Consider the following 23,185-nt stretch of genomic DNA (forward strand, 5'->3'; position numbering starts at 1 on the left):
AAATTACATCTAAGTAGCAAATAAACAAAAAATATACATTTCTGCTTTAGCTAAAGCGCAGTAAGTGACTAAACGTTACTGCCTAATGAAAGCGTAAACAAAGCGACTTATCGATTAGGATAACTAAATTTGCCGCCTCAGTAAGTGAGTAACACGAGATTATTGATGCTGTTTATGCCATGTTAAATAGTTACTGTGTGTTAATGGCCTCGCAAATAAATAACCTTGCACCGCGTTTACACCCATAGACTTTAATATATGTAGTTGCTCAGTACTTTCGACCCCTTCGGCTACAATGTTAATATCTAAACTATGACCTAAACCAATAATAGACTGCACAATGCTTTGCCCAGATGCGTTATCTAGCACTTTATCGATAAAACTTTTATCTATTTTTAGTTCATCTATCGGAAAAACACTCAAGTGTTTTAAACACGAATAACCAGTACCAAAGTCATCAATCGAAAACACAAACCCCTGCGATTTTAGTTCTTCCATTTGCTTTACCGTACTCATTAAATCACCCGCTAACATTGACTCAGTGATCTCTAATTTAATTTGTGAGGGTGATACATCATATGTCTCAATCGCTTTGAACAACTCTCCTTTTAAAGTAGAAGAATTAAACTGACATTGGCTAATGTTAATAGACACATTAAATTGGTTTTTCAGTACTTTATGAACACGAAGCGTTTCCAGTAAAATACAAATATCGCGCAATACAATGTTTTGTAACTTTTGAATTAAGCCAAATTGCTCAGCAATCGGAATAAACGAATTAGGAGAGATTAGTCCTTTGGTTGGGTGATTCCATCGTATGAGTGCTTCTGCACCAATAATACTGCCGTCAATTGATAATTGAGGCTGAAAGTAAGCACAAAATTCATCACATGCAATCGCTCTTACTATATCTGTTTCAAGCTCAGTTTGATTTTCCAGTAAGGTTTGCAATGCAGGATCGTAAAAACTACTACTATTACCGCCCTTCATTTTAGAGCGATACATAGCGGTATCTGCAAATTTTAAAATATTTTCGCTAATGGCATTGGCGTTATTAATTAAACATATACCTATACTGCAGCTTACCTGAAACGCTAAATCCCCTACCTCAAACTTGTCGTAAAAAACGCTTTGTACCACTTTAGCCATTAATTCTGACTCAAGACTCGCTTGCTTATGGCTATCTCCTACATTCTCAATGAGTATAATAAATTCATCACCGCCAACGCGGGCAAGGGTATCTGTTGGGCCTAAAACACCAGTTAGTCGCTGTGAAAGCTCAACCAGTATTTCATCACCGGCATTGTGCCCTAATGAGTCGTTTATACGTTTAAAGTTATCTAAATCTAAGAATAAGAGTGCACCGGTATGGTCAGATTGCTTAATTCGCTCCACATACATGCTTAGTCTATCATTCAGCAACCTTCTATTTGGTAGGTTTGTAAGCGGGTCAAAAAATGCTAACCGTTGCACTTCTTCTTCTACAGCTTTACGAGTAGAGATATCTCTGGCCATCCATACCACATGTCGCTGCGAAGGATTATTAGGTTGATAACTTTCAAGCGGAGCTGTTCGCCCCTCAAATGTAAGCTGCTTACCTTTTATATTTAGCTGATACTCAAACACTTGGACTTCATTGGTCTGTAGAGTCTTGTCAATTACCGCCATAATAGGGCTGGCATCCTCGGGCGGCATAATGTCTCTAACATTTTGGTTAATAACGTACTCTTGGCTTAAATATAAGCTTTCATTAGCAGTGCCGTAGACGTTGGTATACTCGCCCTCTTCACTCAAAATAAGAGTTAGATCGGGAAGTACTTTTGTAAAGGCTTTAAACTTTTCATTACTTTGCTGTAACTCTGCAAGCAATGCTTCTGATTTCAGTGATTCGGTGTGCTTTTCTAAAGCAATACTGGTGAAATCAACAAAAAAGTCTATTAATTCTAAGTCTTGTGGTGTTGGTGACTTGGCACTGTCATGATAAATTGCAAAGGTGCCTAATATATCTGATTGTGTTGAAATAATAGGGGTTGACCAGCACGACCTTAAATCAAAATTCAATGCCAACGCTTTATAATTTTCCCATAAGGGTGATGTTGCAATATCTGAGGCAATAATTCGCTTTTTTTCATACGCTGCAGTACCGCATGAGCCAACGCTGGGGCCTATATGCACGCCATTAATGGCGTCACAGTAACCCTTTGCAATATTAGGGGCTGCACTATGGAATAGCTGCTCACCTTTGAGCGTTAATATAGAGCACTTTGCAGAAGCGTCTTCAATCAGCTCCTCAATAGACAAGCAAATATTTTCAAGCACCTCATCAAGTGGTGCGCCCAAGGCTATTTTAGATAATATACTTTGTTGCTGAGAAAGCAGCTTTCTGACTCTCATTATTTCAATCAAATTATATTCCTCAACAATCACTTACGCTAAATGCGCCGCTATATTCTTATAAAGTGCTGTTTATAATAAATTATTATATTAGCTCGACTATACATAATATTGAAATTAGCATCCATTGTAATTTAGTCTATTGCGCGAGCCTAGGCACTTATGAAGGATTTAAATACCTCCTAAATGAATAATTTATTATTGCGACGTATGCAAGTGCCCTTTATTAAATACTTTGTTACTTAAAAGTACTGTTTAAAATCATCAGGCTATTTATAATAGCTAAAATATAAATAATTGGTGAGGTTAGTGTGCAAATAACACAAGGTATGGAATATTTTTTTTCCGGGTTTAAGTTAATTAGTCAAAAAGGGCTAAAACGCTTTGTGCTTATACCCTTACTTATTAATATTTTATTATTTGGTAGCTCCTTATTCTTTTTATTTGGCTGGCTTAGTGATGGCTTTAACGCTGTAAATTCAATGCTTCCAGAATGGCTTAGTTGGCTCGAATGGCTAATGTGGCCGATTGCTGTGCTGGTGGTGCTGTTTAGTTACAGTATGTTATTTACCGTTATTACTAACTTTATTGCTGCCCCTTTCAATGGCTTACTTAGTGAAAAAGTTGAGCTGTATTTAACTGGTCAAAAAATTAACGACGATGGATTAGCTGATTTAGTCAAAGATGTGCCGCGAATGCTAGGCCGAGAATGGACTAAGCTTTGCTACTACCTCCCGCGCGCTATTGGCTTTTTTATTCTATTGTGGGTGTTACCGGTAATAGGCCAAGTGCTCTGGGTGCTTTTTACCTGCTGGATGTATGCGGTGCAATATAAAGATTATGCTTTTGATAACCACAAAGTTAGCTTCACTCAAATGAAAAATGACTTAAAAAGCAAACAAGGCTTATCTTACGGGTTTGGCTTTGCAGTGATGCTGCTAACCGCTATCCCATTTATAAATTTAATTGTGATGCCTGTGGCAGTGTGCGGCGCTACACGGTTATGGGTTGAGCATTACCGACCACAATATCGTAGTTAAAAAAAATGGGCCTGTTGGCCCATTTTTTATACTCGCTAATCAATTAACTATATAAGCTTTGTGGTACTTTAATTACGTTTAAGTGCACCGTTATCTCTTCACGATCATGGTACAAATGCTTAGCTTGTAATTCATAGCTGATACCGAACTTCGCCATTTCTTCTCTAATCATTTTTAGACATTCATACACACTATCAAAGCGTTTTTTCATCGGTAGTTTTAGATTAAAAATAAGCTCTTTTGCATAGGCGTTTACTGCCCAATCAATCATCAAGTTAGTTACTTTCGTTGGTTTTTCTACCATATCGCAAACTAACCAGGTTATGTTTCTTTTTTCTGGGCGGTATTTAAAACCATCTTCTCTAAAATGTTTTACTTGCCCTGTTTCCATTAAACTTTCATTCATTGGGCCATTATCTATCGCGCTAACAAACATACCACGGCGAACTAACTGATAAGTCCAGCCGCCTGGGCAAGCACCTAAATCAACGCTGCGCATCCCAGCCTGTACTCGCGACTCACGCTGCTGCTCAGGAATAAATACATTAAATGCTTCATCTAACTTAAGGGTTGAGCGGCTTGGGCCATCGTTTGGCATACGTAAACGCAGAATCCCCATAAAGAAAGGTGAGTTGTTATAGCTATAAGAGTGACCCACATACGCAGTATTATTAGCTAAAAACAGCACATGCATTACTGGACGATTTGCTTTTGGTTCACGTAATACGGTGTTTTGTTTCTCGAGTGCTTTTTTAAGTGGAGTTGATATTTTTTTACAAAAAGTCAGTAACTCTTTACCCTCGTTGGTATCGGGTGTTTCTACTCGCAGCTCAGAGCATAAAGTAAAGTCTTTTGCGGCATCAACAATAGCGCCCACTCTATCCTCTACAGGCATATTTTCTATCAAGTTACCGGCAAACCATTGGCGTGCGAACACCATATTCTTAAAATCAACTTTTTTGATTATTTCGTCGCTGTGCTGCGCTTCAAAACATTCATAAATAACATAACCGGTATTTGGTTTAGCTTTTACATACCCAGCAAACCCTTGCTCGGCGGCATGAAACGTTATTTCAGCAGCGGCATCGTTCTCAAAACCACTACGACAGTAAATCACAACACTAGACATATTAACCCTTAAACTCTTTAAAACTTAAATCGTGCAACTTGCACTAAAATAACTATCCAACCAATAATAAAGCACAGCCCACCCAAGGGGGTAATTGGGCCCAGCCACTTCAACCCTGTTAAGGCCAGTAAGTATAAGCTGCCACTAAATAACAGTGTACCTGCTATAAAAAAACCACCCGCTAGGCTTAAATTAATACCCCACTTTATTAAGATTGCCACTGCAATAAGTGCCAGCCCATGTACCATTTGATACTCAGCGGCGGTTTTAAAAATACCAATAGCATAATCTGATAAGCGGCTTTTTAAACCATGGGCAGCAAATGCGCCCAATATCACTGAAAATAGACAAAAGAAGCTGCCTGCGAGTAAAAATAGTTTAATCATGTTTTTTCTCTTTTATATTCTCAACAGTGTTTTTTATAAATTTAGCGGCCTGGATTGCTGCAACATTCAGGTTTTGCTGCTCTGTGATACCACTTTTTTTACGTGGTTTTAGTGAGTGGTCACCATCAGTTAACCATACATACTGCGGCTGTTTTGGCATCGCCATTGTGGCAAGCTCTTCGCGAGTACCAAAGGTGTCTCGTTCACCTTGCAGTACTAAAAAAGGACACGGTATATCTGCAAAGTGCTCTGTGCGAAGCTTTTCTGGCTTTCCCGGTGGATGAAACGGGTAACCAAACGCAAGTACGCCTAAAACAGCATGCGAGGTCGAACAAGCAAGCATAGACGCCATACGCCCGCCCATTGATTTACCCCCTATAAATAGCGGTAAATTTGCATCAGCTTGGCTAAGTATATGCTCAAAATAACTGAGTAGTTTGGGTGCTCGCTCTGGTGGGCGACGTTTATTGGTTTGTTTAGCAATGTGCATGTATTCAAAATCAAACAGCCCAACGTCAATACCACACTCACTTAGCTGTTTGGCCATGATTTGCATAAAGTCAGAGTCACTGCCAGCCCCTGCACCATGCGCAAATATAAACTGTGCAATGGCCGGTTGCTGACTGCTTTTAATCCATTCAATGCTCATTAATATTCTTGCTCCTGCTCAACGAGGCTTAACATCCAATCTTTAAATGACACAATTTTACCTAATTCATTTTGCGACTCACGGATCACCAAATAATAGGCGTTTTTACTTTCTAAACTGTGATTAAACGGGATCACTAATCGACCTGCATCAATATCTGGTTTTGCTAAAACACTATTACCTATTGCAACACCTTGGCCATGTACCGCAGCTTGCAGCACCATAGATGAATGACTAAAAATAGGCCCTTGGTTAACTTGTACGTTGCGAACACCCGCGGTTTTCATCCACGTTTTCCAGTTTTTACGAGTGGTGTCATGCAACAAGGTATGGTTTGCTAAATCACTTGGTTGATTAAGCGCTCTAGGGCCACTTAACAATAATGGGCTACACAGTGGCACTAAGTATTCAGTGTGCAATTTATAAGCTTGTACGCCACTCCAATGACCGCGACCATAATAAATTGAAATATCAACATCGTCTGTTAACGAGTTTTCGTCCTGATCTTGGGCTTTAATTCGCACATCAATTTCAGGGTGTAACTCGTTAAATAAGCTCAATCGAGGAATAAGCCATTGAATCGCAAAGCTCGGGGTTAAACTCACTGTTAGCGAGCCTTTTGCACCACGGGCTAGTAGCTTTTCGGTTGCGTCAATTAGCTGAGTAAAAATCTCTTTAATATCTAAAAAGTAGCCTTGACCTTCTTCGGTTAGAAGTAACGAGCGATTTTTACGTAAAAACAGCTTTAACCCTAAGTGCTCTTCGAGGGTTTTAATTTGATGACTTACCGCAGCCTGCGTCACATACAACTCTTCTGCGGCTTTAGTAAAGCTTAAATGACGGGCTGCAGCTTCAAAAGCTTTTAGCGCGTTTAATGGAGGAACTCGTCTTGACATGGCAACCAAGCTTAGAATTAGTTTTTCTTATGCGGTGAATTATATACCTATGCTGGGAAAGAGTATATTCAAGCCACAAAAAAAGCGACCTAAGTCGCTTTTTAATAAGTTAATAAGCCTTATAAATCGCTAGCACTGGTATCAAGCGGAGCAAAGCTTTTGATTAGATCATCAACCGCTTTCATTTGCGATAAGTACCCTTCTAATTTACTCAGTGCTAATGCACAAGGCCCATCACATTTTGCTTCATTTGGATTTGGGTGTGCCTCAATAAATAAGCCTGCAATACCCAGTGCCATGCCACTACGAGCCAGTTCTGCTGCTTGAGCACGACGACCATCGGCTGAATCAGCTCGACCGCCAGGACGTTGTAGCGCATGAGTGGCGTCAAATATAACGGGCGCCATGGTTTTCATGTCATCCATGCCCAGCATATCAACCACTAGGTTGTTATAACCAAAGCTTGAACCACGTTCACACAAGGCCACATTATTGTTGCCAGCTTCATTAAATTTAGTAATGATATGACGCATTTCATGCGGGGCTAAAAACTGAGGCTTTTTAACATTAATAATGGCGCCGGTTTTAGCCATTGCGACCACTAAGTCTGTTTGACGTGCCAAAAACGCAGGTAACTGAATAACATCAACAACTTCTGCAACTGGTGCTGCTTGGTGAGGTTCATGCACGTCAGTGATCAAAGGAATATTAAAGGTGTTTTTAATCTCTTCAAATATTTTTAAACCTTCTTCCATGCCCGGACCGCGGTAAGAATTAATGGACGAGCGATTTGCTTTATCAAATGACGCCTTAAATACATAAGGAATATTGAGCTTAGTGGTTACTTCAACATAATGCTCAGCTATGCGCATCGCTAAATCACGAGATTCCAGCACGTTCATGCCACCAAATAAAACAAAGGGTTTATTATTTGCCAGTTCTATTTGATTAATATTTATAACTTGGTTGTTCATTTTAATTCCTTATGGTGCAACTGCTTGCATCATTAATCCACAAATATACGCCATATATGTACCTACACCATAGCCAAGTACTGCTAATAATACACCTACCGGTGCCAGTGATGGGTGAAACGCAGCGGCAACAACAGGTGCTGAAGCAGCGCCCCCTACATTGGCCTGAGAGCCAACAGCCATATAAAATAACGGCGCTTTAATTAGTTTAGCAACAATCAGCATTAAGCCAGCGTGAGTTAGCATCCAAATCGCACCAATCACAAAATACATTGGTGAATCAAAAATCGCCATCACATTCATATGCAGGCCAATCGATGCCACTAAAATATATAAAAAGGCAGATGCCACTTTAGACGAGCCAAAGGCTTCGATATGACGCACTCTAGTGAACGATAAACTAATACCGATAGTGGTAGATATAACAATAAGCCAGAAGAACTTACTATTTAGGCTGTATTCTTTTGCCCATGCATAATTGTTGGCAAAGAACGGTCCTAAAATATCAGCACAAAAATGTGCTAGACCTGTAATACCAAAGGCAATAGCAATAATCATCATGTAATCATTCAGCGTTGGCATACGGGCATGCTCTGCATGGTATTTTTCAACACGTTGCTTTAAATCTTCAATCGCAGTGGTATCGGCTCCCGCTTTGGCATCAATCGCTTTATGGTTAGCCGCCATTAATAATAATACTGCCATCCATAAATTAGCCACAATCACATCAACAGTGACCATCGCAGAAAAAATATCACCGCCAACTTCAAACATTTCTTTCATAGACGCTTGGTTTGCGCCACCACCAATCCAGCTGCCCGCAATGGTTGTCATACCGCGCCAGACCGCATCAGGTCCATGTCCGCCCACTGCTTCAGGGTATACGGCACTCATGATTAAAATAGCTAATGGACCACCAATCACAATGCCTGCGGTTCCTGTTAAGAACATAATTAATGCTTTAGGGCCCAGATTAATAATCGCTCTTAAATCAATGCTAATGGTTAATAAGATTAAACACGCAGGTAATAAATACCGCGAAGCAACGTAATAAACACTCGACTGCGAGCCATCAACAATACCAAAGGTATTTAATAACGATGGTAAAAAATAGCATAGCAATAGTGCAGGCACATATTTGTAAAATGCTACAAGCCCTGGACGCTGACTAGACGAGGTTTTAAAAATAAAGCCTAAAATAATCGCCAGTAAACCAAGCACTACAGCATCATTGGTAATCAACGCAGTTTGGGGATCAGCCATAACGTTTCCTATTTTTATTTTTAATGGTGGGTTTTATGATTATCTTCAAGTTCTTCGATTTGGTGTTGGATGACTTCTATCGCAGGGTCGTCGGGACACTCATCAACAAAAAATTGTAAATCATCTCGTGCCATTTTAGGGCAGCCGAGCTGATTTAGTAAATAGCCTCTGTCGCGTCGCTCATAGGGATCATCCCCTAGCATTTCCATTAACAAATCAACGCAAGTTAACGCATGACCAAATTTGTTCTCACTGATGAAAGACCATTTTTGTTGCGCTAAAAATAATTTATATACTTCGTCTTCAAAAATAAGCTCGAGAGGCTCTTGCTCTTGTGCATTATCTTCGTTGCTGTTTTCAGGAATGATATACCAGCTTTGTTGACCACTGCTAGGCTCAACAATATACCCTTCATCATCGCTCATTGCGACGTGAATGCCCACTTCGCCTTGAGTTATACTTACACTGGCATCAAGTTTTGCGTGCTGTAAAAAATGGCATAACAAAATAGCTAAGGTCGTGGGGGTACCACTGCGCATAGACAAGGTGTAACTAATGCTATTTAGCTTGTACTCAGGTACTTTCAAGCTTGACGCACTAAATAACCACTGACTGTAAAAACAATCAAGTAATTGTTCTAAACGATCATGCGGATCGCGTGTTTGCGAACAAATAGCCTCTATTTGTTGCTCAAACGCAGTCAGTATTTTAAGACTTGGTGTTAAGTCTATTTGAGGGTCCCATTTAGCTTCTGCTTTAATACAACGATATATAGCCGGTGGCAAAAAATCATCGTAGGCATCTTCTATATAAGATTCATCGTGTTCATCAAACCCGAGGGTGGTCATTCATACTACAACATTCTAGAAAACGAACACGTAGTTTACCTAATTTTAAGGCTAGATACCAATAATCAGAAATGAATTAAAGAGGTAAGCTTTGCACCTTGGGTGCAAAGCTTAAACAAATATTGTTAATTATAACAATAGCGGGGCTTTAGCAGTTGCTAAAAAGCCAATAGCTAAGATAACCGCAGTGTTAAACACTAAAAAGATGACCTTAGGTAATGTCGTGGTTTGCTTAGCACTAATAATCCCAACAGCGATATAAACAACCACCAGCACAATTTTTTCTAATAACCAAAGTTGCTCTAATGGATTTATTTTAGCCATGGCCATTAAAGTAATAGCCGAGATGATTAGTAAAGTGTCTATACTGTGGCTACCAATAAAAACCACTTTATTTTTAGCAAGGCTACCACTGCCCATGCGAGAAAAAGAACGTACGTAAAATAAAATAATACTCACTAGCGCAATTGCCATGTGCGTATGTTTTAATGCTAAATAATCCATGTGTATTGTTACTTCTGTTTAGTTATGTGTTTTATCAGGGAAGCGTAAAAGTACCGCCTCAAGCTCTTCAAGTCTATCATTGAATACATCAACAAGTTTAGGATCAAAATGCGTGCCTTTATTTGCATTGATCTCCGCAACCGCTTCTTCAAGCGTCCACGCACTTTTATAACAACGTTTATGGCGCAGTGCATCATACACATCTGCCAATGCCACTATGCGAGCAAAAATATCGATACGCTCGCCTTTTAAGCCGCAAGGGTAACCAGAACCATCCCACTTTTCGTGATGTTGCTGTGCAATTAACGCCCCTGCACTGACTATTTTACGCGGTGAATCTTTTAAAATGGCGTAGCCTTTGCCTGCGTGGGTTTTCATAATTTCCCATTCATCGCTATTTAACTTACCAGGCTTATTTAAAATAGCATCTGGAATACCTATTTTTCCCACATCATGTAAAGGCGATGCAAAACGAATTAAATTCGCTTGCTCTTCAGATAATCCATACCCTAATGCCAACTCATAACAAATATAAGCAACCCGCTTTACGTGATTACCCGTTTCACATGAGCGCTGTTCAACCGCTTCACTTAAACGATAAACAAGTTCTTGTTGGGTGGCTTCAACTTCAGTATGTAATTGTACATTTTCAAATGCCAACTGCACATTTTGAGAAAAAATTTCAATTAAATTTCGTTGCGTATCTGTCAGTTTCGATGGCACACCGGATACAAATAACATCGAATTATGATTAAACTTACTACTGCAGTAGGCAAACAAATAGTCATCTCTGTAAACAATTGCTTTGTTGGCTAGGGCTTCTTGGCACGCTTGCAATTGATCTTCTGCCAGTACTGTTTCGAGCTCTTCCCCTTCGCGCTTCGCAAAATCACCAGTGCCAGAGCAAACAATCAGTTTTTTATTTAATTCCTCTGACGGATTTTGCGCAACTAAGGTGGTGGCGTACATAGCTTCGTCGGCCACGTTAAGTAAGGACGTTAGCTGCTGCATCACCCCCTCAATAAAGTTATCCATTGAATGAGTGGCAAAAATATTGCGAGAGGCGGTAATTATTTTTTCTAGCCCCTCACGTGACTGCTCAATAGAAATAATATCTCGATACGAGCGAAGACTAGCCATCATCACGGTGAATAGTTTTTGTGCGGTGAGTTCTGTTTTTGATTTGTAGTCATTTATGTCGTAATTCACAATAACTTGGCGTTCAGGCGCTTGCCCCGGTTGCCCAGTACGTAAAATGATACGAATGTAATTATTTTTAACGGTATCGCGTATGTACTTCGCGACTTGCAAACCGGCGTCGTCTGTTTCCATTACAACATCAAGTAGGATGATGGCTGCATCAGGATGATCATCAATTAACTTTTTTGCCTCTGCACCTGAGTAAGCGCTAATAAATTCCAAGCGTTTATCTTGAAATTTAAAGTCACTTAACGCTAAACGGGTTACAGCATGAACCTCTGGCTCATCATCAACTATTAAAACTTTCCATGTCCCTTGCTCTTCACTTGCTACTTCAGGTGGTTGTTCATTTGAAAATAAAAAATCTTCCATCACATAGAATTCCTTAAACCATATGCAAACAAACAACGGAGCTATTTTAAATTATTTAGGGCCATTGTCCGAACGTTACGCGGTCGTTATTACCAAGATCTTTCACTGTGCTTACATTTATAAACGCCATTTGATTGAAAATATGACGAACAGCTGCACTTTGCTCAAATCCGTGTTCAATTAAAAGATAGCCACTTGCGTGTAAATAGTCACGTGATTGTGTAATTATTTGTTTAATATCAGCCATTCCTGCATCATCAGCAACTAATGCAGACAAAGGTTCAAAGCGCACGTCGCCTTGATATAAGTGTACATCGTCATGTTCTATATAGGGTGGATTGGTTACAATTAGATCAAATTTTTTGTTTTTTAACGCACTAAACCAGTTACTTTGCTCAACAGTGACATTATTTATCGCTAAACGTTGTTGGTTGCGCTTGGCCAACGCCACCGCGTCATCAATACGATCAACAGCTGTAATATCCCAAGTAGGCATTTCACTCCCTAGCGCCAGTGCTATTGCCCCGGTGCCCGTGCCTAAATCAAGTACTTTCGCGTTTTTAGGCACTTCGCATTCAAGCGCAAGCTCAACTAAGGTTTCCGTATCAGGTCGAGGGATGAGTGTTGTTGGGTTCACTTCAAGTTGCAAACTCCAAAATTCACGGCACCCAGTAATGTGCGAAACGGGTTCGCCTTGTAAGCGACGTTCACAAGCATGTTGAAATGCCTGATACTGCTGACCTGTGAGCTGTTTTTCAGGCCAAGTAAATAAATAACTTCGTGGTTTTTGTAAAATATTGAGCAGTAATACCTGCGCATCTAACTTTGCGCTATCACTACTTGATGCTAATAAATTAGCACCTGTAGCAATAGCGTTTTCAACAGTGGGGTTCACGATTAATCGTCGCCCATTGCTGCAAGTAAGTCGGCTTGATGCTCTTGCATTAGTGGCTCAACAACGGCACCTAAGTCACCCGCTACCACTTCATTAAGACGATAAAGTGTTAGGTTAATACGGTGATCGGTAATACGACCTTGTGGATAATTGTAGGTACGAATACGCTCAGAACGATCGCCGCTGCCCACTAAGTTACGACGCTCTGATGCTTCAGCAGCATGACGCTTTTCATCTTCAGCTTGCTGAAGGCGTGCAGCCAATACCGACATCGCTTTAGCACGGTTTTTATGCTGAGAGCGCTCATCTTGACACTCAACCACTACACCCGTAGGTAAATGGGTAATACGAATGGCAGAGTCGGTTTTATTAACGTGCTGACCACCCGCGCCCGATGCTCTAAAGGTATCAACTTTAATATCAGCAGTATTGATTTCGATGGCTTCTGCTTCTGGTACTTCAGCCATAACGGCTACAGTACATGCAGAGGTATGTACACGGCCCTGAGACTCAGTTTCAGGGACACGTTGCACACGGTGCACGCCTGATTCAAACTTTAATTGCCCGTAAACACCTTCACCGCTGATGTTAGCAATTACTTCTTTATACCCACCGTGTTCACCTTCGTTGGTGGTGACAACTTCTACTTTCCACTTTTTTGTTTCTGCGTAACGGCTGTACATTCTGAATAAGTCACCAGCAAAAATAGCCGCTTCATCGCCACCCGTTCCAGCACGAACCTCTAAAAACACATTGTTATTGTCTTTCGGATCTTTAGGCAGCATCAGAACTTGAATATCGTCTTCTAAAGTCGAAATCTGTGCTTTTGCTTCTTTATATTCTTCTTGTGCCATTTCACGCATTTCAGGGTCTGAATCTTTAAGCATTTCTTCAGCACTGCTCAAATCTTCTTGCGCTTGCTGGTACGCTAAAAATGTTTTTACCACTTCTTCAAGCTCAGAGTATTCTTTTGAAAGAGTACGAAAGCGGTTTTGATCACTAATGACCGATGGGTCACTTAGCAGCGCTTGTACTTCTTCATAGCGCTCAACTAAGGTTTCTAATTTACGATAAACGGACTCTTTCATTTAACTGTTATTCCTGATCTATACCTAACATTTTTTTCAATTGATTTAACTGAGCCACTTCACCTTTTTTCGCTGCATCTTGGATGGCACGGGTAGGCGCGTGCATTAAGCGATTGGTTAATTTATTGGCTAGCTCTAATATTACTTTTTCAGCATTTTTACCTGTATTTAGCTGGCTAATCGCCCTATCTACAAGCTCTGCTTTTGTTGTTTGTACATCATTACGGTAGTGGCGAATTAAATCCACTGAATCTAGTGAACGCAGCCACATAAAAAACTCTTTGGTGCGCTCACTAATAATAATTTGTGCTTGCTCTGCCGCTTGCTCACGCGCTGCCATGTTTTCGCTAACAATCGTTTGTAAGTCATCAACCGAATATAAGTAAGCGTCGTCAAGCTCACCTACTTGACTCTCAATGTCGCGCGGCACAGCAATATCTATAAATAACATTGGCTTATAACGGCGTTGTTTTAGTGCTTGTTCTACTACCCCTTTACCAATAATAGGCAAAGTACTGGCAGTGGAGCTAATAACAATATCGGCTTGGTGTAATCGTTCAGGTAATTGTGCCAAAGCAATAACATCTGCTGATACTTCATCAGCTAAGCCGCGAGCGCGTTCAATTGTTCTATTAGCTACGGTTATTTTTTGCGGTTCATTTTGGTATAGATGTTTTGCTACCAGCTCAATGGTTTCACCGGCACCAATTAATAGCACCTTGGTTTTGTCTAACTTGCCGTAAATGTGCTTTGCAAGATTAACCGCAGCAAATGCGACCGATACCGCACTCGCGCCAATATTGGTTTCGGTGCGTACTTCTTTTGCCACTGAAAAGGTTTTTTGAAACAAACGATCAAAAGTAACGCCCACCGCATCGTGGGTTTTTGCACTATTATACGCTTGCTTTATTTGCCCTAAAATCTGTGGCTCGCCTAATACTAATGAGTCAAGCCCACAAGCTACACGCATTAAATGATTTATTGCTGCGCCGTCTTCATAACAATAAATGTTTTTACTCAGTTCATGTTCATCTAAACCATGGAAACTGGCTAACCATTGCAACAATGTTTGGGAATTTTGCTGCGCAAGGCTACAATACACCTCAGTGCGATTACAGGTAGAGACAATAACCGCCTCATTAAAGTCGGCATGGCCACTTAATTGTTGTAGCGCCTCTGAAATTTGCTCAGGCGAAAAGGCCACTTTTTCTCGTAAATCTACGGATGCGGTTTTGTGATTAATACCAAGTGCTATTATGGTCATATCTGCCAAATATTGCTGAGCCCTACTACATAGGCGGCAATTTTATCAAAAATCTCAGGAATATGGAAAGTAAGGAACAACATTTGACTCGACAATATTTTATTTTAACCCTGTTATTTGTTTTTTTAACGGGCTGCGCTAATAAAAACAACTATAATACAAAAGCTTACGAAGGCTGGAAGTTACGCCTTAGCGAACAAAAAACTTGGCAGGTGGAAGGTAAATTAGCGTTTATTAGCCCTGATGAACGTCAATCTGCCAACTTAAATTGGCAACAAACACAAAATAGCAATCATTTAGTGTTAACCACATTTATTGGCACCCGGATTTTATCGCTCAAACAAACCGCAGTGGGCGCTGAATTAATATTTGATGAACAACAGTTTTTTGATACGAATGCGAGTAAACTTTTACAGCGCTTAACAGGGTTTACTTTGCCGGTTAATAACGCCGGTCAGTGGTTAAAAGCGACTATTGACGATCAAACCTTAGACGTTGACCAGTTAGGCCGTGCTAGAAGCGTGTTATGGTTTGATGGCGATGGTAAAAAATGGCAAATAAACTACACCAGTTATGTGCAAAAACACGGTTTTTGGTTGCCAAACGCCTTAACCTTAACCCATCAAAAGATTAAAATTAAAATCAAACTCTACGATTGGCAGTTTAACTAATTATGAATACTCTCTGTGAATTTTCGCTGATTGCCCCAGCTAAGCTAAATTTATTTTTACATATTAATGGTCGCCGTGATGATGGCTATCATGAATTAGAAACCCTGTTTACATTTTTAAACTATGGCGACGAGCTCCATTTTACGCTTACTAATGATAAAAATATTAGTATTAGCGGTGACACTCATGGCATTGCACTAACTGACAACTTAATTTATAAAGCAGCTTTATTATTGCAAACTCAGTGTAAAGTGAATGTAGGTGCAAAAATAAATTTAACTAAACGTTTGCCTATGGGCGGAGGTGTTGGTGGTGGTTCATCCGATGCCGCGTCAACACTTTTAGCGCTTAATACACTGTGGAATACCGCTCTTACACTAGATGAACTTGCAGATTTAGGCTTGAAGCTCGGTGCAGACGTACCTGTATTCATTAAAGGTAAAAGTGCCATAGCACATGGCATTGGCGAGCAATTAGAGTATGTTAAATTGCCACAAAAATGGTACTGCGTTGTTTTTCCAAACCAGCATGTCAGCACTGCAAAAATATTTACTCACCCGGATTTAAAACGTGACACGCCGAAACTTTTAGGTGACTGGCAACAACAGGTTTTAACTAACGATTGTGAGCCTTTAGTGAAAAAGCTGTGTCCCGAGGTTGAAAAAACCCTGCAGTGGTTGCTAAAATACGCCCCATCAAAGATGACCGGAACAGGTTCATGTTGTTTTGTTGAATTTGCTAGTCAAGTTCAAGCACAAGATGTACTTGCTAACCTCCCCCATACTTGGCAGGGGTTTATCGCTTCAAGCGTTAATACTTCTCCTGCTCACACGGAGTTAGCCGCCATCATTGATAAATGAAGTAACGTACAAGTAATCACAAGTTAACCTACTTTGTTCATTCAATGTAAGTTAGTCCAAAAATTCAGTGCCTGAGGAACCCTACCGTGCCTGACATGAAGCTCTTCGCTGGTAACGCAACACCTGACCTAGCTCAAAAAGTTGCAAAACGTTTATATATTGAATTAGGCGATGCTGTTGTTGGCCGTTTTAGTGACGGTGAGATCAGTGTTCAAATTAATGAAAATGTTCGTGGCTCGGATGTTTTTATCTTACAATCAACCTGTGCTCCTACTAACGATAACCTGATGGAACTTATCGTTATGGTTGATGCGCTACGCCGTGCATCTGCCGGTCGTATCACTGCTGTTATTCCTTACTTTGGTTATGCTCGTCAAGATCGTCGTGTTCGTTCTGCGCGTGTACCAATTACAGCTAAAGTGGTTGCGGATTTCTTATCTAGTGTAGGTGTTGACCGCGTTCTTACGGTTGATTTACACGCTGAGCAAATCCAAGGCTTCTTCGATGTACCAGTGGATAACGTATTTGGTAGCCCAGTATTATTAGAAGATATGAAAAACCGCGACTTTGATGACGTGGTAGTTGTATCTCCTGATATTGGTGGTGTTGTACGTGCCCGTGCAATTGCAAAACTATTAAACGATACCGACTTAGCTATTATTGATAAACGTCGCCCTCAAGCTAACGTTTCTCAAGTAATGCATATTATTGGTGACGTTGAAGGCCGCGATTGTATTATTGTTGATGACATGATTGATACCGGTGGTACATTGTGTAAAGCGGCTGAAGCCCTTAAAGAACATGGCGCTAAACGTGTATTTGCTTACGCTACTCACCCAATTCTTTCTGGTACAGCTGCAGAAAATTTACGTAACTCTGTGATTGATGAAGTAATTGTAACTGACTCAATTCCACTGTCTGACGAACTAAAAGCACTTGATATTGTTAAAGTATTAACGCTTGCAGATATGTTAGCAGAGACTATTCGTCGCATTAGCAACGAAGAATCTATCTCGGCAATGTTTGAACACTAAAGTTAAACATTAATGAGTATAAAAGCGCCTTTTGGCGCTTTTTTTGTAAGCGATGTTTATTTTATAAACCCGCGGTGGTATGATAGCGCGCCTTTTGGCTAGGGACCTTGGTCGCAAAGGCCCTAACACTTTTAATTATTGGAGACATCATGTCTAACACAACTTATACTTATGACGCTGAACTTCGCGTAGAAACTGGTACTGGTGCGAGCCGCCGCCTACGTCGCGAAGACAAAGTGCCGGCAATCCTTTATGGAGCTGATAAAGAAGCTTTATCGCTTACTTTTGAACATAAAGATATGATCAAAGCACAAGAAGACGAAGGCTTTTACACTCACATCCTTACATTAAATGTAGGTGGCGAGAAAGTTGAAGCTATCTTAAAAGATATCCAACGTCACCCTTTCAAGCCTAAGCTTACTCACCTTGATTTCCAACGTGTAGACGCAACTCACAAACTAGTAACTAAGGTTCCTTTACACTTCATCGGTGAAGATAAAGTAACTAAGTTAGGTGCAACTGTTGTTCACCAGTTAACTGAAGTTGAAATTTCTTGTCTTCCTAAGTCACTTCCAGAATTCATCGAAGTTAACGTTTCTGATCTTGTTGCTGGTGATTCAATCCACCTTACAGATCTTGCGTTCCCTAAAGGTGTTCAATCTGTTGAGCTTGGTAAAGGCGAAGGCCACGATCAGTCTATCGTTACTATCAAAGCTAACAAAGCAGCTCCAACTGAAGACGACGCTTCAGACGCTGCAGAATAATATTTAAGGTCTCGCACCTTGAATTCTATTCAAATGCTTGTGGGCCTGGCTAATCCAGGCCCCGAATACGCAAATACACGCCACAACGCAGGTGCTTGGTTCATTCAAGAACTCGCTGCACGCTACAACTGCACGCTAAAACACGACCCTAAATATCACGGCCTTACTGGCAAAGTGATTATTCAAGGCAAAGAATTCAAATTACTGATCCCCACCACTTACATGAACTTAAGTGGCAAAGCGGTGAGTAGTTTAGCCAATTTTTTTAAAATCCCAGTGGAAGACATACTTGTTGCCCATGATGAATTGGATTTAGACCCGGGCGTTGCTAAATTAAAAAAAGGCGGCGGACATGGCGGTCATAATGGCTTAAAAGACATTATTGCAAAAATGGCAAATCAAAAAGACTTTATGCGCTTACGCATAGGTGTTGGTCATCCTGGACATCGTGAAATGGTCACCGGTTGGGTGCTTGGAAAAGCAGCCAAGGAAGATCAAGAAAAAATGGATGCCGCAGTTGATGAAGCAGTTCGTTGTATGGAAATACTTGCTAAAGACGGTGTGTTAAAAGCACAAAACAGACTACATTCGTTTAAGCCCTAACTTTTTAGGGTATACGTACACACGTTTTAAACGAATCTAAACAAGGTATCTTACTATGGGTTTTAAATGTGGCATCGTTGGCTTGCCTAATGTTGGTAAATCAACACTTTTCAATGCATTGACTAAAGCGGGTATTGAAGCCGCTAACTTTCCTTTTTGTACCATTGAACCTAATACAGGTGTGGTACCGGTGCCAGATCCTCGCCTAGACGAACTTGCTAAAATTGTTAACCCACAACGTATTCTTACAACCAGTATGGAATTTGTGGATATTGCAGGTTTAGTTAAAGGTGCATCGAAAGGTGAAGGCCTAGGCAATCAGTTTTTAGCAAATATTCGTGAAACAGATGCGATTGGCCATGTAGTTCGTTGTTTTGAAGATGAAAACGTTATTCACGTAGCGGGTACTATCGACCCTGCGGACGATATTGACGTGATCAACACCGAGCTAGTACTTGCTGATATGGACAGTGCTGATAAAGCAATATTCCGTAATGCGAAAAAAGCAAAAGGTGGCGATAAAGACGCTAAAGAGCAAAATGCGGTACTTGAAAAAGTAAAAGTGTATCTTGATGAAGGCTTAACTTTACGTTCTTTAGCGCTAACAAAAGAAGAAAAAGCAGCCATTGCGCCTATTAACTTCTTAACTATCAAGCCAACTATGTATATTGCTAACGTGGCTGAAGACGGATTTGAAAATAATCCACTACTTGATCGTGTCCGTGAAATAGCGGCTGCTGAAGATGCGGTTGTTGTGCCTGTGTGTGCAGCTATCGAATCTGAGCTATCTGAGCTTGACGAAGAGGACAAATTAGAGTTTATGGCTGACCTTGGTCTTGAAGAGCCAGGACTTAACCTTGTTATTCGTGGTGGCTATGAGCTACTACATTTGCAAACTTACTTTACTGCGGGTGTAAAAGAAGTACGTGCATGGACTATCCCAGTGGGTGCAACAGCGCCACAAGCTGCAGGTAAAATCCATACCGACTTTGAACGTGGCTTTATCCGTGCACAAACAATTGCTTTTGATGACTTTATTGCATGTAAAGGCGAAAGCGGTGCAAAAGAAGCAGGTAAAATGCGTCAAGAAGGTAAAGAATACATTGTTAAAGATGGCGATGTAATGAACTTCTTGTTCAACGTATAATTAATCACTGCGCCACCTTGAGTGGCTAATTGTTTTAAAAGGCTCGTTTTTACGGGCCTTTTTTATTTTCAGCCGAATATTAGTCTACCCTAGTAATAAGCTTTCAAACGTAAAGCAAAGCTAAAATTATAATACTCAGCTCATAAAGAGTGTTAAAAAAGCAACGTTTTAATTAAAAAGTAGCCGGTTAGCCTATTTTTCCTGCAAACAAACCAACTTAAGTGTTTTTTTGCAAAAAAGGTGTTGACGAATTTGGGGCATATCAGCATAATACGCCCCGCACTCAGCGATGAAGTGCTAACAAAAAAGATGGCTAAGTAGCTCAGCTGGTTAGAGCACATCACTCATAATGATGGGGTCACAGGTTCAAATCCCGTCTTAGCCACCATTTATTTTTTGTTGCTCAATGAAGAGTTTAAAATAACTACCATTTCTTTGATTAATTCAAAGCAATAATGCGGGAGTGGCGGAATTGGTAGACGCGCTGGATTTAGGTTCCAGTATCTTAGGATGTGAGAGTTCAAGTCTCTCCTTCCGCACCATGTTCTTGATAAGAATTAAAACTATCAATTGTTTATTGTTGGGATATCGCCAAGCGGTAAGGCACCAGGTTTTGATCCTGGCATTCCCAGGTTCAAATCCTGGTATCCCAGCCAACAATGGCTAAGTAGCTCAGCTGGTTAGAGCACATCACTCATAATGATGGGGTCACAGGTTCAAATCCCGTCTTAGCCACCATTTCTTTTCTAGAAGTGGCTCTGCAAGAGTTAAATTGCAACTCAATGAAGAGTTTAAAATAACTACCATTTCTTTGATTAATTCAAAGTGATAATGCGGGAGTGGAGGAATTGGCAGTTGTCTTGAATAAGACGCTGGATTTAGGTTCCAAAACATGAATACCTGTATACTCGATGCGGGAGTGGCGGAATTGGTAGACGCGCTGGATTTAGGTTCCAGTATCTTAGGATGTGAGAGTTCAAGTCTCTCCTTCCGCACCATATTCTTTGATAAGAATTAAAATTATCAGCAATTTCTTAGTTGGGATATCGCCAAGCGGTAAGGCACCAGGTTTTGATCCTGGCATTCCCAGGTTCAAATCCTGGTATCCCAGCCAACTTCTTCTACCAAAGAAAGTTGTATAAGAAAACTCTGTTAGGAGTCTAAATATAAATTTGTATGCGGGAGTGGCGGAATTGGTAGACGCGCTGGATTTAGGTTCCAGTATCTTAGGATGTGAGAGTTCAAGTCTCTCCTTCCGCACCACATTCTTGATAAGAATTAAAACTATCAGCAATTTCTTAGTTGGGATATCGCCAAGCGGTAAGGCACCAGGTTTTGATCCTGGCATTCCCAGGTTCAAATCCTGGTATCCCAGCCAACTTCTTCTACCAAAGAATGTTGTATAAGAATAAGAACTGCGGGAGTGGCGGAATTGGTAGACGCGCTGGATTTAGGTTCCAGTATCTTAGGATGTGAGAGTTCAAGTCTCTCCTTCCGCACCATGTTCTTAACTAGAACTAAAACTCATCCAAATTTAGAGTTGGGATATCGCCAAGCGGTAAGGCACCAGGTTTTGATCCTGGCATTCCCAGGTTCAAATCCTGGTATCCCAGCCAATTTGCACACTTCCTTGATTACTCTGTTCTACGACTTGATAAATCCCCTAATTTATATCTTTTCCTCTATCTTAATAAATCAACATAATTTTTTTACAGGCATAAAAAAAGACCCAAATTTGAGCCTTTTATACCAATTCGCTTAATTAAGTGAGCTATTTTGAGGGTGGAAAAACGTGTTGATAGCTAGGCAAAAAATTCGCTATTTAGTTGTTCTAAATGAGTATTTTTTAACACCGGTAGCGACACGTTTAGCCCCTCAAAATGATTAAGTATTATTGCGGATTGGTATTATTAACTGTTATTTAACTAAGCTCACCGCTTATTGCGTATTTTAATACCCAATTTTTTACCGGCCCTGCATTATTGGCTAACTTTAAAAACGTGCTACGCGCCCATTTTAACGGGGCTATTTGGTTTGAGAAACCAAAGTAGCAAGCATCCATCATACTCATCATTAATAAATTGGCGTTACGACGACTACGCTCGTACTCTTGAAGCATTAGCGGGCAACCTACATCATCTGCTGTACGCAACACTTCAGCTAATGCAGCCACATCTTGAAAGCCTAAATTAACACCCTGCCCAGCCAAGGGGTTAATGGTGTGCGCCGCATCGCCTACTAAAACAAGTCTGCCTTGTGAATAATTATTGGCATGCTGCCTTGCTAAAGGAAATATAGCATGGTTTTGTACTTCAAAATCACCAGCAAGCTTTGGAAACTTTTCAACAATCCGGGCCTTTAACGCACTAGGCGATAGATCTTTAAATGCTTTGAGGGTATTTGCATCGTCATACCAAATTAAATTTCCGTAAGGTGCTTGCATAGGTAAAAACGCAACAGGCCCCGAAGGTGTAAACTGCTGCCATGTTTTTACTTGTTGTGGGGCGTCTAGTTTTATTAATACGCCCATACAATGCTGCTGATATTGCCAGCCTGTTATGCCAATATTGGCTTTACTGCGTAATTGTGATTGTCCACCATCTGCTGCAATGACTAAATCGGCCGTATAGTTTTGCTCGTTATAGTGCAAGGTAATGCTATCAAGGTTTTGCTCTATTGCCGTTAAAGCCGATGAAGGGTTAATCATTTCAATATTATGTTGCTCAAATTGCTGCCATAAACTGGCTTGGATTAGCTTATTTTCAATTAAATGACCTAAATGGGTGGTATTAATAGCATGACAATCAAATAATAAATGATCGTTACCATGCTCAAAAGTCTCTAATTGTTCATAGGGAGCCAACCTATTTGCTCGTAGTAATGGCATTGCACCGAGCTGATCAAGCAGTTTTTCAGAAAAGCGGTTAATAGCCGAAACACGTATATCAACATCACCACTACTAAGTACCTGTGATGCGTCTATTGGGTGTTTTTCAATAACACGTACGGCTTTGCCTTGTTGCGCTAATTTAATAGCCATGGCGGCACCAACCATGCCACCCCCTACTATAATTACATTATTTTTAGCCATGTTTTTCATCATTTTAATTCTGACTTAACTCTGCTTCGATTGTATCGTAATTAGTTTACTCAGTGTGAGCGCTTCGCTTAATTCTCTTATTAAACCCATACTATATTGATTTC

General features: G+C 40.5%; 21 protein-coding genes and 10 tRNA genes. 17 read left to right on the plus strand and 14 right to left on the minus strand.

Translation table 11 applies throughout. The features are described 5' to 3' along the window. Positions 1 to 159: 159 nt before the first annotated feature. Positions 160 to 2,406: an EAL domain-containing protein gene (locus B1F84_RS09465; RefSeq protein ID WP_131691269.1), complete on the minus strand. Its 2,247-nt coding sequence runs from the start codon at positions 2,404 to 2,406 to the stop codon at positions 160 to 162. Positions 2,407 to 2,705: 299 nt separating this feature from the next. Between B1F84_RS09465 and cysZ the strand changes: the two genes are divergently transcribed. Further along, complete coding sequence (gene cysZ, locus B1F84_RS09470) at positions 2,706 to 3,434, plus strand: sulfate transporter CysZ (RefSeq protein WP_010388371.1); 729 nt, start codon at positions 2,706 to 2,708, stop codon at positions 3,432 to 3,434. Positions 3,435 to 3,477: 43 nt separating this feature from the next. Here the strand turns inward: cysZ and rlmM are convergent, their stop codons facing one another. From rlmM to hemA, 12 genes are all read right to left on the minus strand, one after another. Further along, the gene (gene rlmM / locus B1F84_RS09475) at positions 3,478 to 4,563 is read right to left on the minus strand and encodes a 23S rRNA (cytidine(2498)-2'-O)-methyltransferase RlmM (protein ID WP_131691270.1); all 1,086 of its coding nucleotides are present in this window, start codon (positions 4,561 to 4,563) and stop codon (positions 3,478 to 3,480) included. Between the two features lie 17 nt (positions 4,564 to 4,580). Further along, positions 4,581 to 4,949 carry a DUF423 domain-containing protein gene (locus B1F84_RS09480; protein WP_008115187.1) on the minus strand — a complete coding sequence of 123 codons (369 nt, stop codon included), beginning with the start codon at positions 4,947 to 4,949 and terminating at the stop codon, positions 4,581 to 4,583. Then, positions 4,942 to 5,598, minus strand: a complete 657-nt coding sequence (locus tag B1F84_RS09485) for an alpha/beta family hydrolase (RefSeq protein ID WP_131691271.1) — start codon at positions 5,596 to 5,598, stop codon at positions 4,942 to 4,944. Before B1F84_RS09485 ends, B1F84_RS09480 begins: the two co-directional genes overlap by 8 nt. Next, positions 5,598 to 6,494, minus strand: coding sequence for a transcriptional regulator GcvA (locus tag B1F84_RS09490; RefSeq protein WP_008115185.1), 897 nt, complete (start codon positions 6,492 to 6,494; stop codon positions 5,598 to 5,600). The genes B1F84_RS09485 and B1F84_RS09490 overlap by 1 nt, the downstream gene beginning before the upstream one ends. A gap of 119 nt (positions 6,495 to 6,613) precedes the next feature. Beyond that, a complete protein-coding gene (gene kdsA / locus B1F84_RS17970; protein WP_008115184.1) occupies positions 6,614 to 7,468 on the minus strand; it encodes a 3-deoxy-8-phosphooctulonate synthase in 855 nt (284 codons plus the stop codon). Between the two features lie 9 nt (positions 7,469 to 7,477). Next, entirely contained in the window at positions 7,478 to 8,731 is a 1,254-nt protein-coding gene (locus B1F84_RS17975) for a DUF819 family protein (RefSeq protein ID WP_205988818.1), read from the minus strand. Between the two features lie 20 nt (positions 8,732 to 8,751). After that, a complete protein-coding gene (locus B1F84_RS09500; protein WP_008115182.1) occupies positions 8,752 to 9,579 on the minus strand; it encodes a tetratricopeptide repeat protein in 828 nt (275 codons plus the stop codon). A 129-nt stretch (positions 9,580 to 9,708) separates the two neighbouring features. Further along, positions 9,709 to 10,083, minus strand: coding sequence for a SirB2 family protein (locus B1F84_RS09505; RefSeq protein WP_131691272.1), 375 nt, complete (start codon positions 10,081 to 10,083; stop codon positions 9,709 to 9,711). A gap of 18 nt (positions 10,084 to 10,101) precedes the next feature. Continuing rightward, complete coding sequence (locus B1F84_RS09510; protein ID WP_131691921.1) at positions 10,102 to 11,655, minus strand: DUF3369 domain-containing protein; 1,554 nt, start codon at positions 11,653 to 11,655, stop codon at positions 10,102 to 10,104. A gap of 55 nt (positions 11,656 to 11,710) precedes the next feature. Continuing rightward, the gene (gene prmC / locus B1F84_RS09515; protein WP_131691273.1) at positions 11,711 to 12,550 is read right to left on the minus strand and encodes a peptide chain release factor N(5)-glutamine methyltransferase; all 840 of its coding nucleotides are present in this window, start codon (positions 12,548 to 12,550) and stop codon (positions 11,711 to 11,713) included. A 2-nt stretch (positions 12,551 to 12,552) separates the two neighbouring features. Beyond that, entirely contained in the window at positions 12,553 to 13,638 is a 1,086-nt protein-coding gene (gene prfA, locus B1F84_RS09520) for a peptide chain release factor 1 (RefSeq protein WP_008115176.1), read from the minus strand. Between the two features lie 7 nt (positions 13,639 to 13,645). Further along, a complete protein-coding gene (gene hemA / locus B1F84_RS09525; RefSeq protein WP_175611419.1) occupies positions 13,646 to 14,902 on the minus strand; it encodes a glutamyl-tRNA reductase in 1,257 nt (418 codons plus the stop codon). Between the two features lie 83 nt (positions 14,903 to 14,985). Between hemA and lolB the strand changes: the two genes are divergently transcribed. The 16 genes from lolB (at position 14,986) to B1F84_RS09605 (ending at position 21,597) form a co-directional block, all read left to right on the plus strand. Next, complete coding sequence (gene lolB, locus B1F84_RS09530) at positions 14,986 to 15,573, plus strand: lipoprotein insertase outer membrane protein LolB (protein WP_131691274.1); 588 nt, start codon at positions 14,986 to 14,988, stop codon at positions 15,571 to 15,573. A 2-nt stretch (positions 15,574 to 15,575) separates the two neighbouring features. Further along, positions 15,576 to 16,433 carry a 4-(cytidine 5'-diphospho)-2-C-methyl-D-erythritol kinase gene (ispE, locus tag B1F84_RS09535; protein ID WP_131691275.1) on the plus strand — a complete coding sequence of 286 codons (858 nt, stop codon included), beginning with the start codon at positions 15,576 to 15,578 and terminating at the stop codon, positions 16,431 to 16,433. Positions 16,434 to 16,519: 86 nt separating this feature from the next. Then, complete coding sequence (locus tag B1F84_RS09540) at positions 16,520 to 17,467, plus strand: ribose-phosphate pyrophosphokinase (protein WP_008115168.1); 948 nt, start codon at positions 16,520 to 16,522, stop codon at positions 17,465 to 17,467. Between the two features lie 149 nt (positions 17,468 to 17,616). Further along, positions 17,617 to 18,231 carry a 50S ribosomal protein L25/general stress protein Ctc gene (locus tag B1F84_RS09545; protein ID WP_008115167.1) on the plus strand — a complete coding sequence of 205 codons (615 nt, stop codon included), beginning with the start codon at positions 17,617 to 17,619 and terminating at the stop codon, positions 18,229 to 18,231. 18 nt (positions 18,232 to 18,249) lie between these two features. Then, complete coding sequence (gene pth, locus B1F84_RS09550; protein ID WP_008115166.1) at positions 18,250 to 18,834, plus strand: aminoacyl-tRNA hydrolase; 585 nt, start codon at positions 18,250 to 18,252, stop codon at positions 18,832 to 18,834. Positions 18,835 to 18,889: 55 nt separating this feature from the next. Next, entirely contained in the window at positions 18,890 to 19,981 is a 1,092-nt protein-coding gene (gene ychF, locus B1F84_RS09555) for a redox-regulated ATPase YchF (RefSeq protein ID WP_131691276.1), read from the plus strand. A gap of 311 nt (positions 19,982 to 20,292) precedes the next feature. Continuing rightward, positions 20,293 to 20,369: transfer RNA gene (locus B1F84_RS09560), tRNA-Met, on the plus strand. A 69-nt stretch (positions 20,370 to 20,438) separates the two neighbouring features. Next, positions 20,439 to 20,523: transfer RNA gene (locus B1F84_RS09565), tRNA-Leu, on the plus strand. A 39-nt stretch (positions 20,524 to 20,562) separates the two neighbouring features. Beyond that, positions 20,563 to 20,637: transfer RNA gene (locus B1F84_RS09570), tRNA-Gln, on the plus strand. A 5-nt stretch (positions 20,638 to 20,642) separates the two neighbouring features. After that, a tRNA-Met gene (locus tag B1F84_RS09575) sits at positions 20,643 to 20,719 on the plus strand. Positions 20,720 to 20,894: 175 nt separating this feature from the next. Then, a tRNA-Leu gene (locus B1F84_RS09580) sits at positions 20,895 to 20,979 on the plus strand. Positions 20,980 to 21,020: 41 nt separating this feature from the next. Further along, a tRNA-Gln gene (locus tag B1F84_RS09585) sits at positions 21,021 to 21,095 on the plus strand. 64 nt (positions 21,096 to 21,159) lie between these two features. Then, positions 21,160 to 21,244, plus strand: a tRNA-Leu gene (locus tag B1F84_RS09590). 40 nt (positions 21,245 to 21,284) lie between these two features. Then, positions 21,285 to 21,359: transfer RNA gene (locus B1F84_RS09595), tRNA-Gln, on the plus strand. 39 nt (positions 21,360 to 21,398) lie between these two features. Beyond that, positions 21,399 to 21,483 (plus strand) — tRNA-Leu (locus tag B1F84_RS09600). A gap of 39 nt (positions 21,484 to 21,522) precedes the next feature. Then, a tRNA-Gln gene (locus B1F84_RS09605) sits at positions 21,523 to 21,597 on the plus strand. A gap of 305 nt (positions 21,598 to 21,902) precedes the next feature. Here the strand turns inward: B1F84_RS09605 and B1F84_RS09610 are convergent. Further along, on the minus strand, positions 21,903 to 23,084 hold the full coding sequence (locus B1F84_RS09610) for an FAD-dependent oxidoreductase (RefSeq protein ID WP_131691277.1): 1,182 nt from the start codon (positions 23,082 to 23,084) through the stop codon (positions 21,903 to 21,905). Positions 23,085 to 23,185 lie beyond the last annotated feature (101 nt).

Source organism: Pseudoalteromonas sp. DL-6, assembly GCF_004328665.1.
Lineage (GTDB): Bacteria > Pseudomonadota > Gammaproteobacteria > Enterobacterales > Alteromonadaceae > Pseudoalteromonas.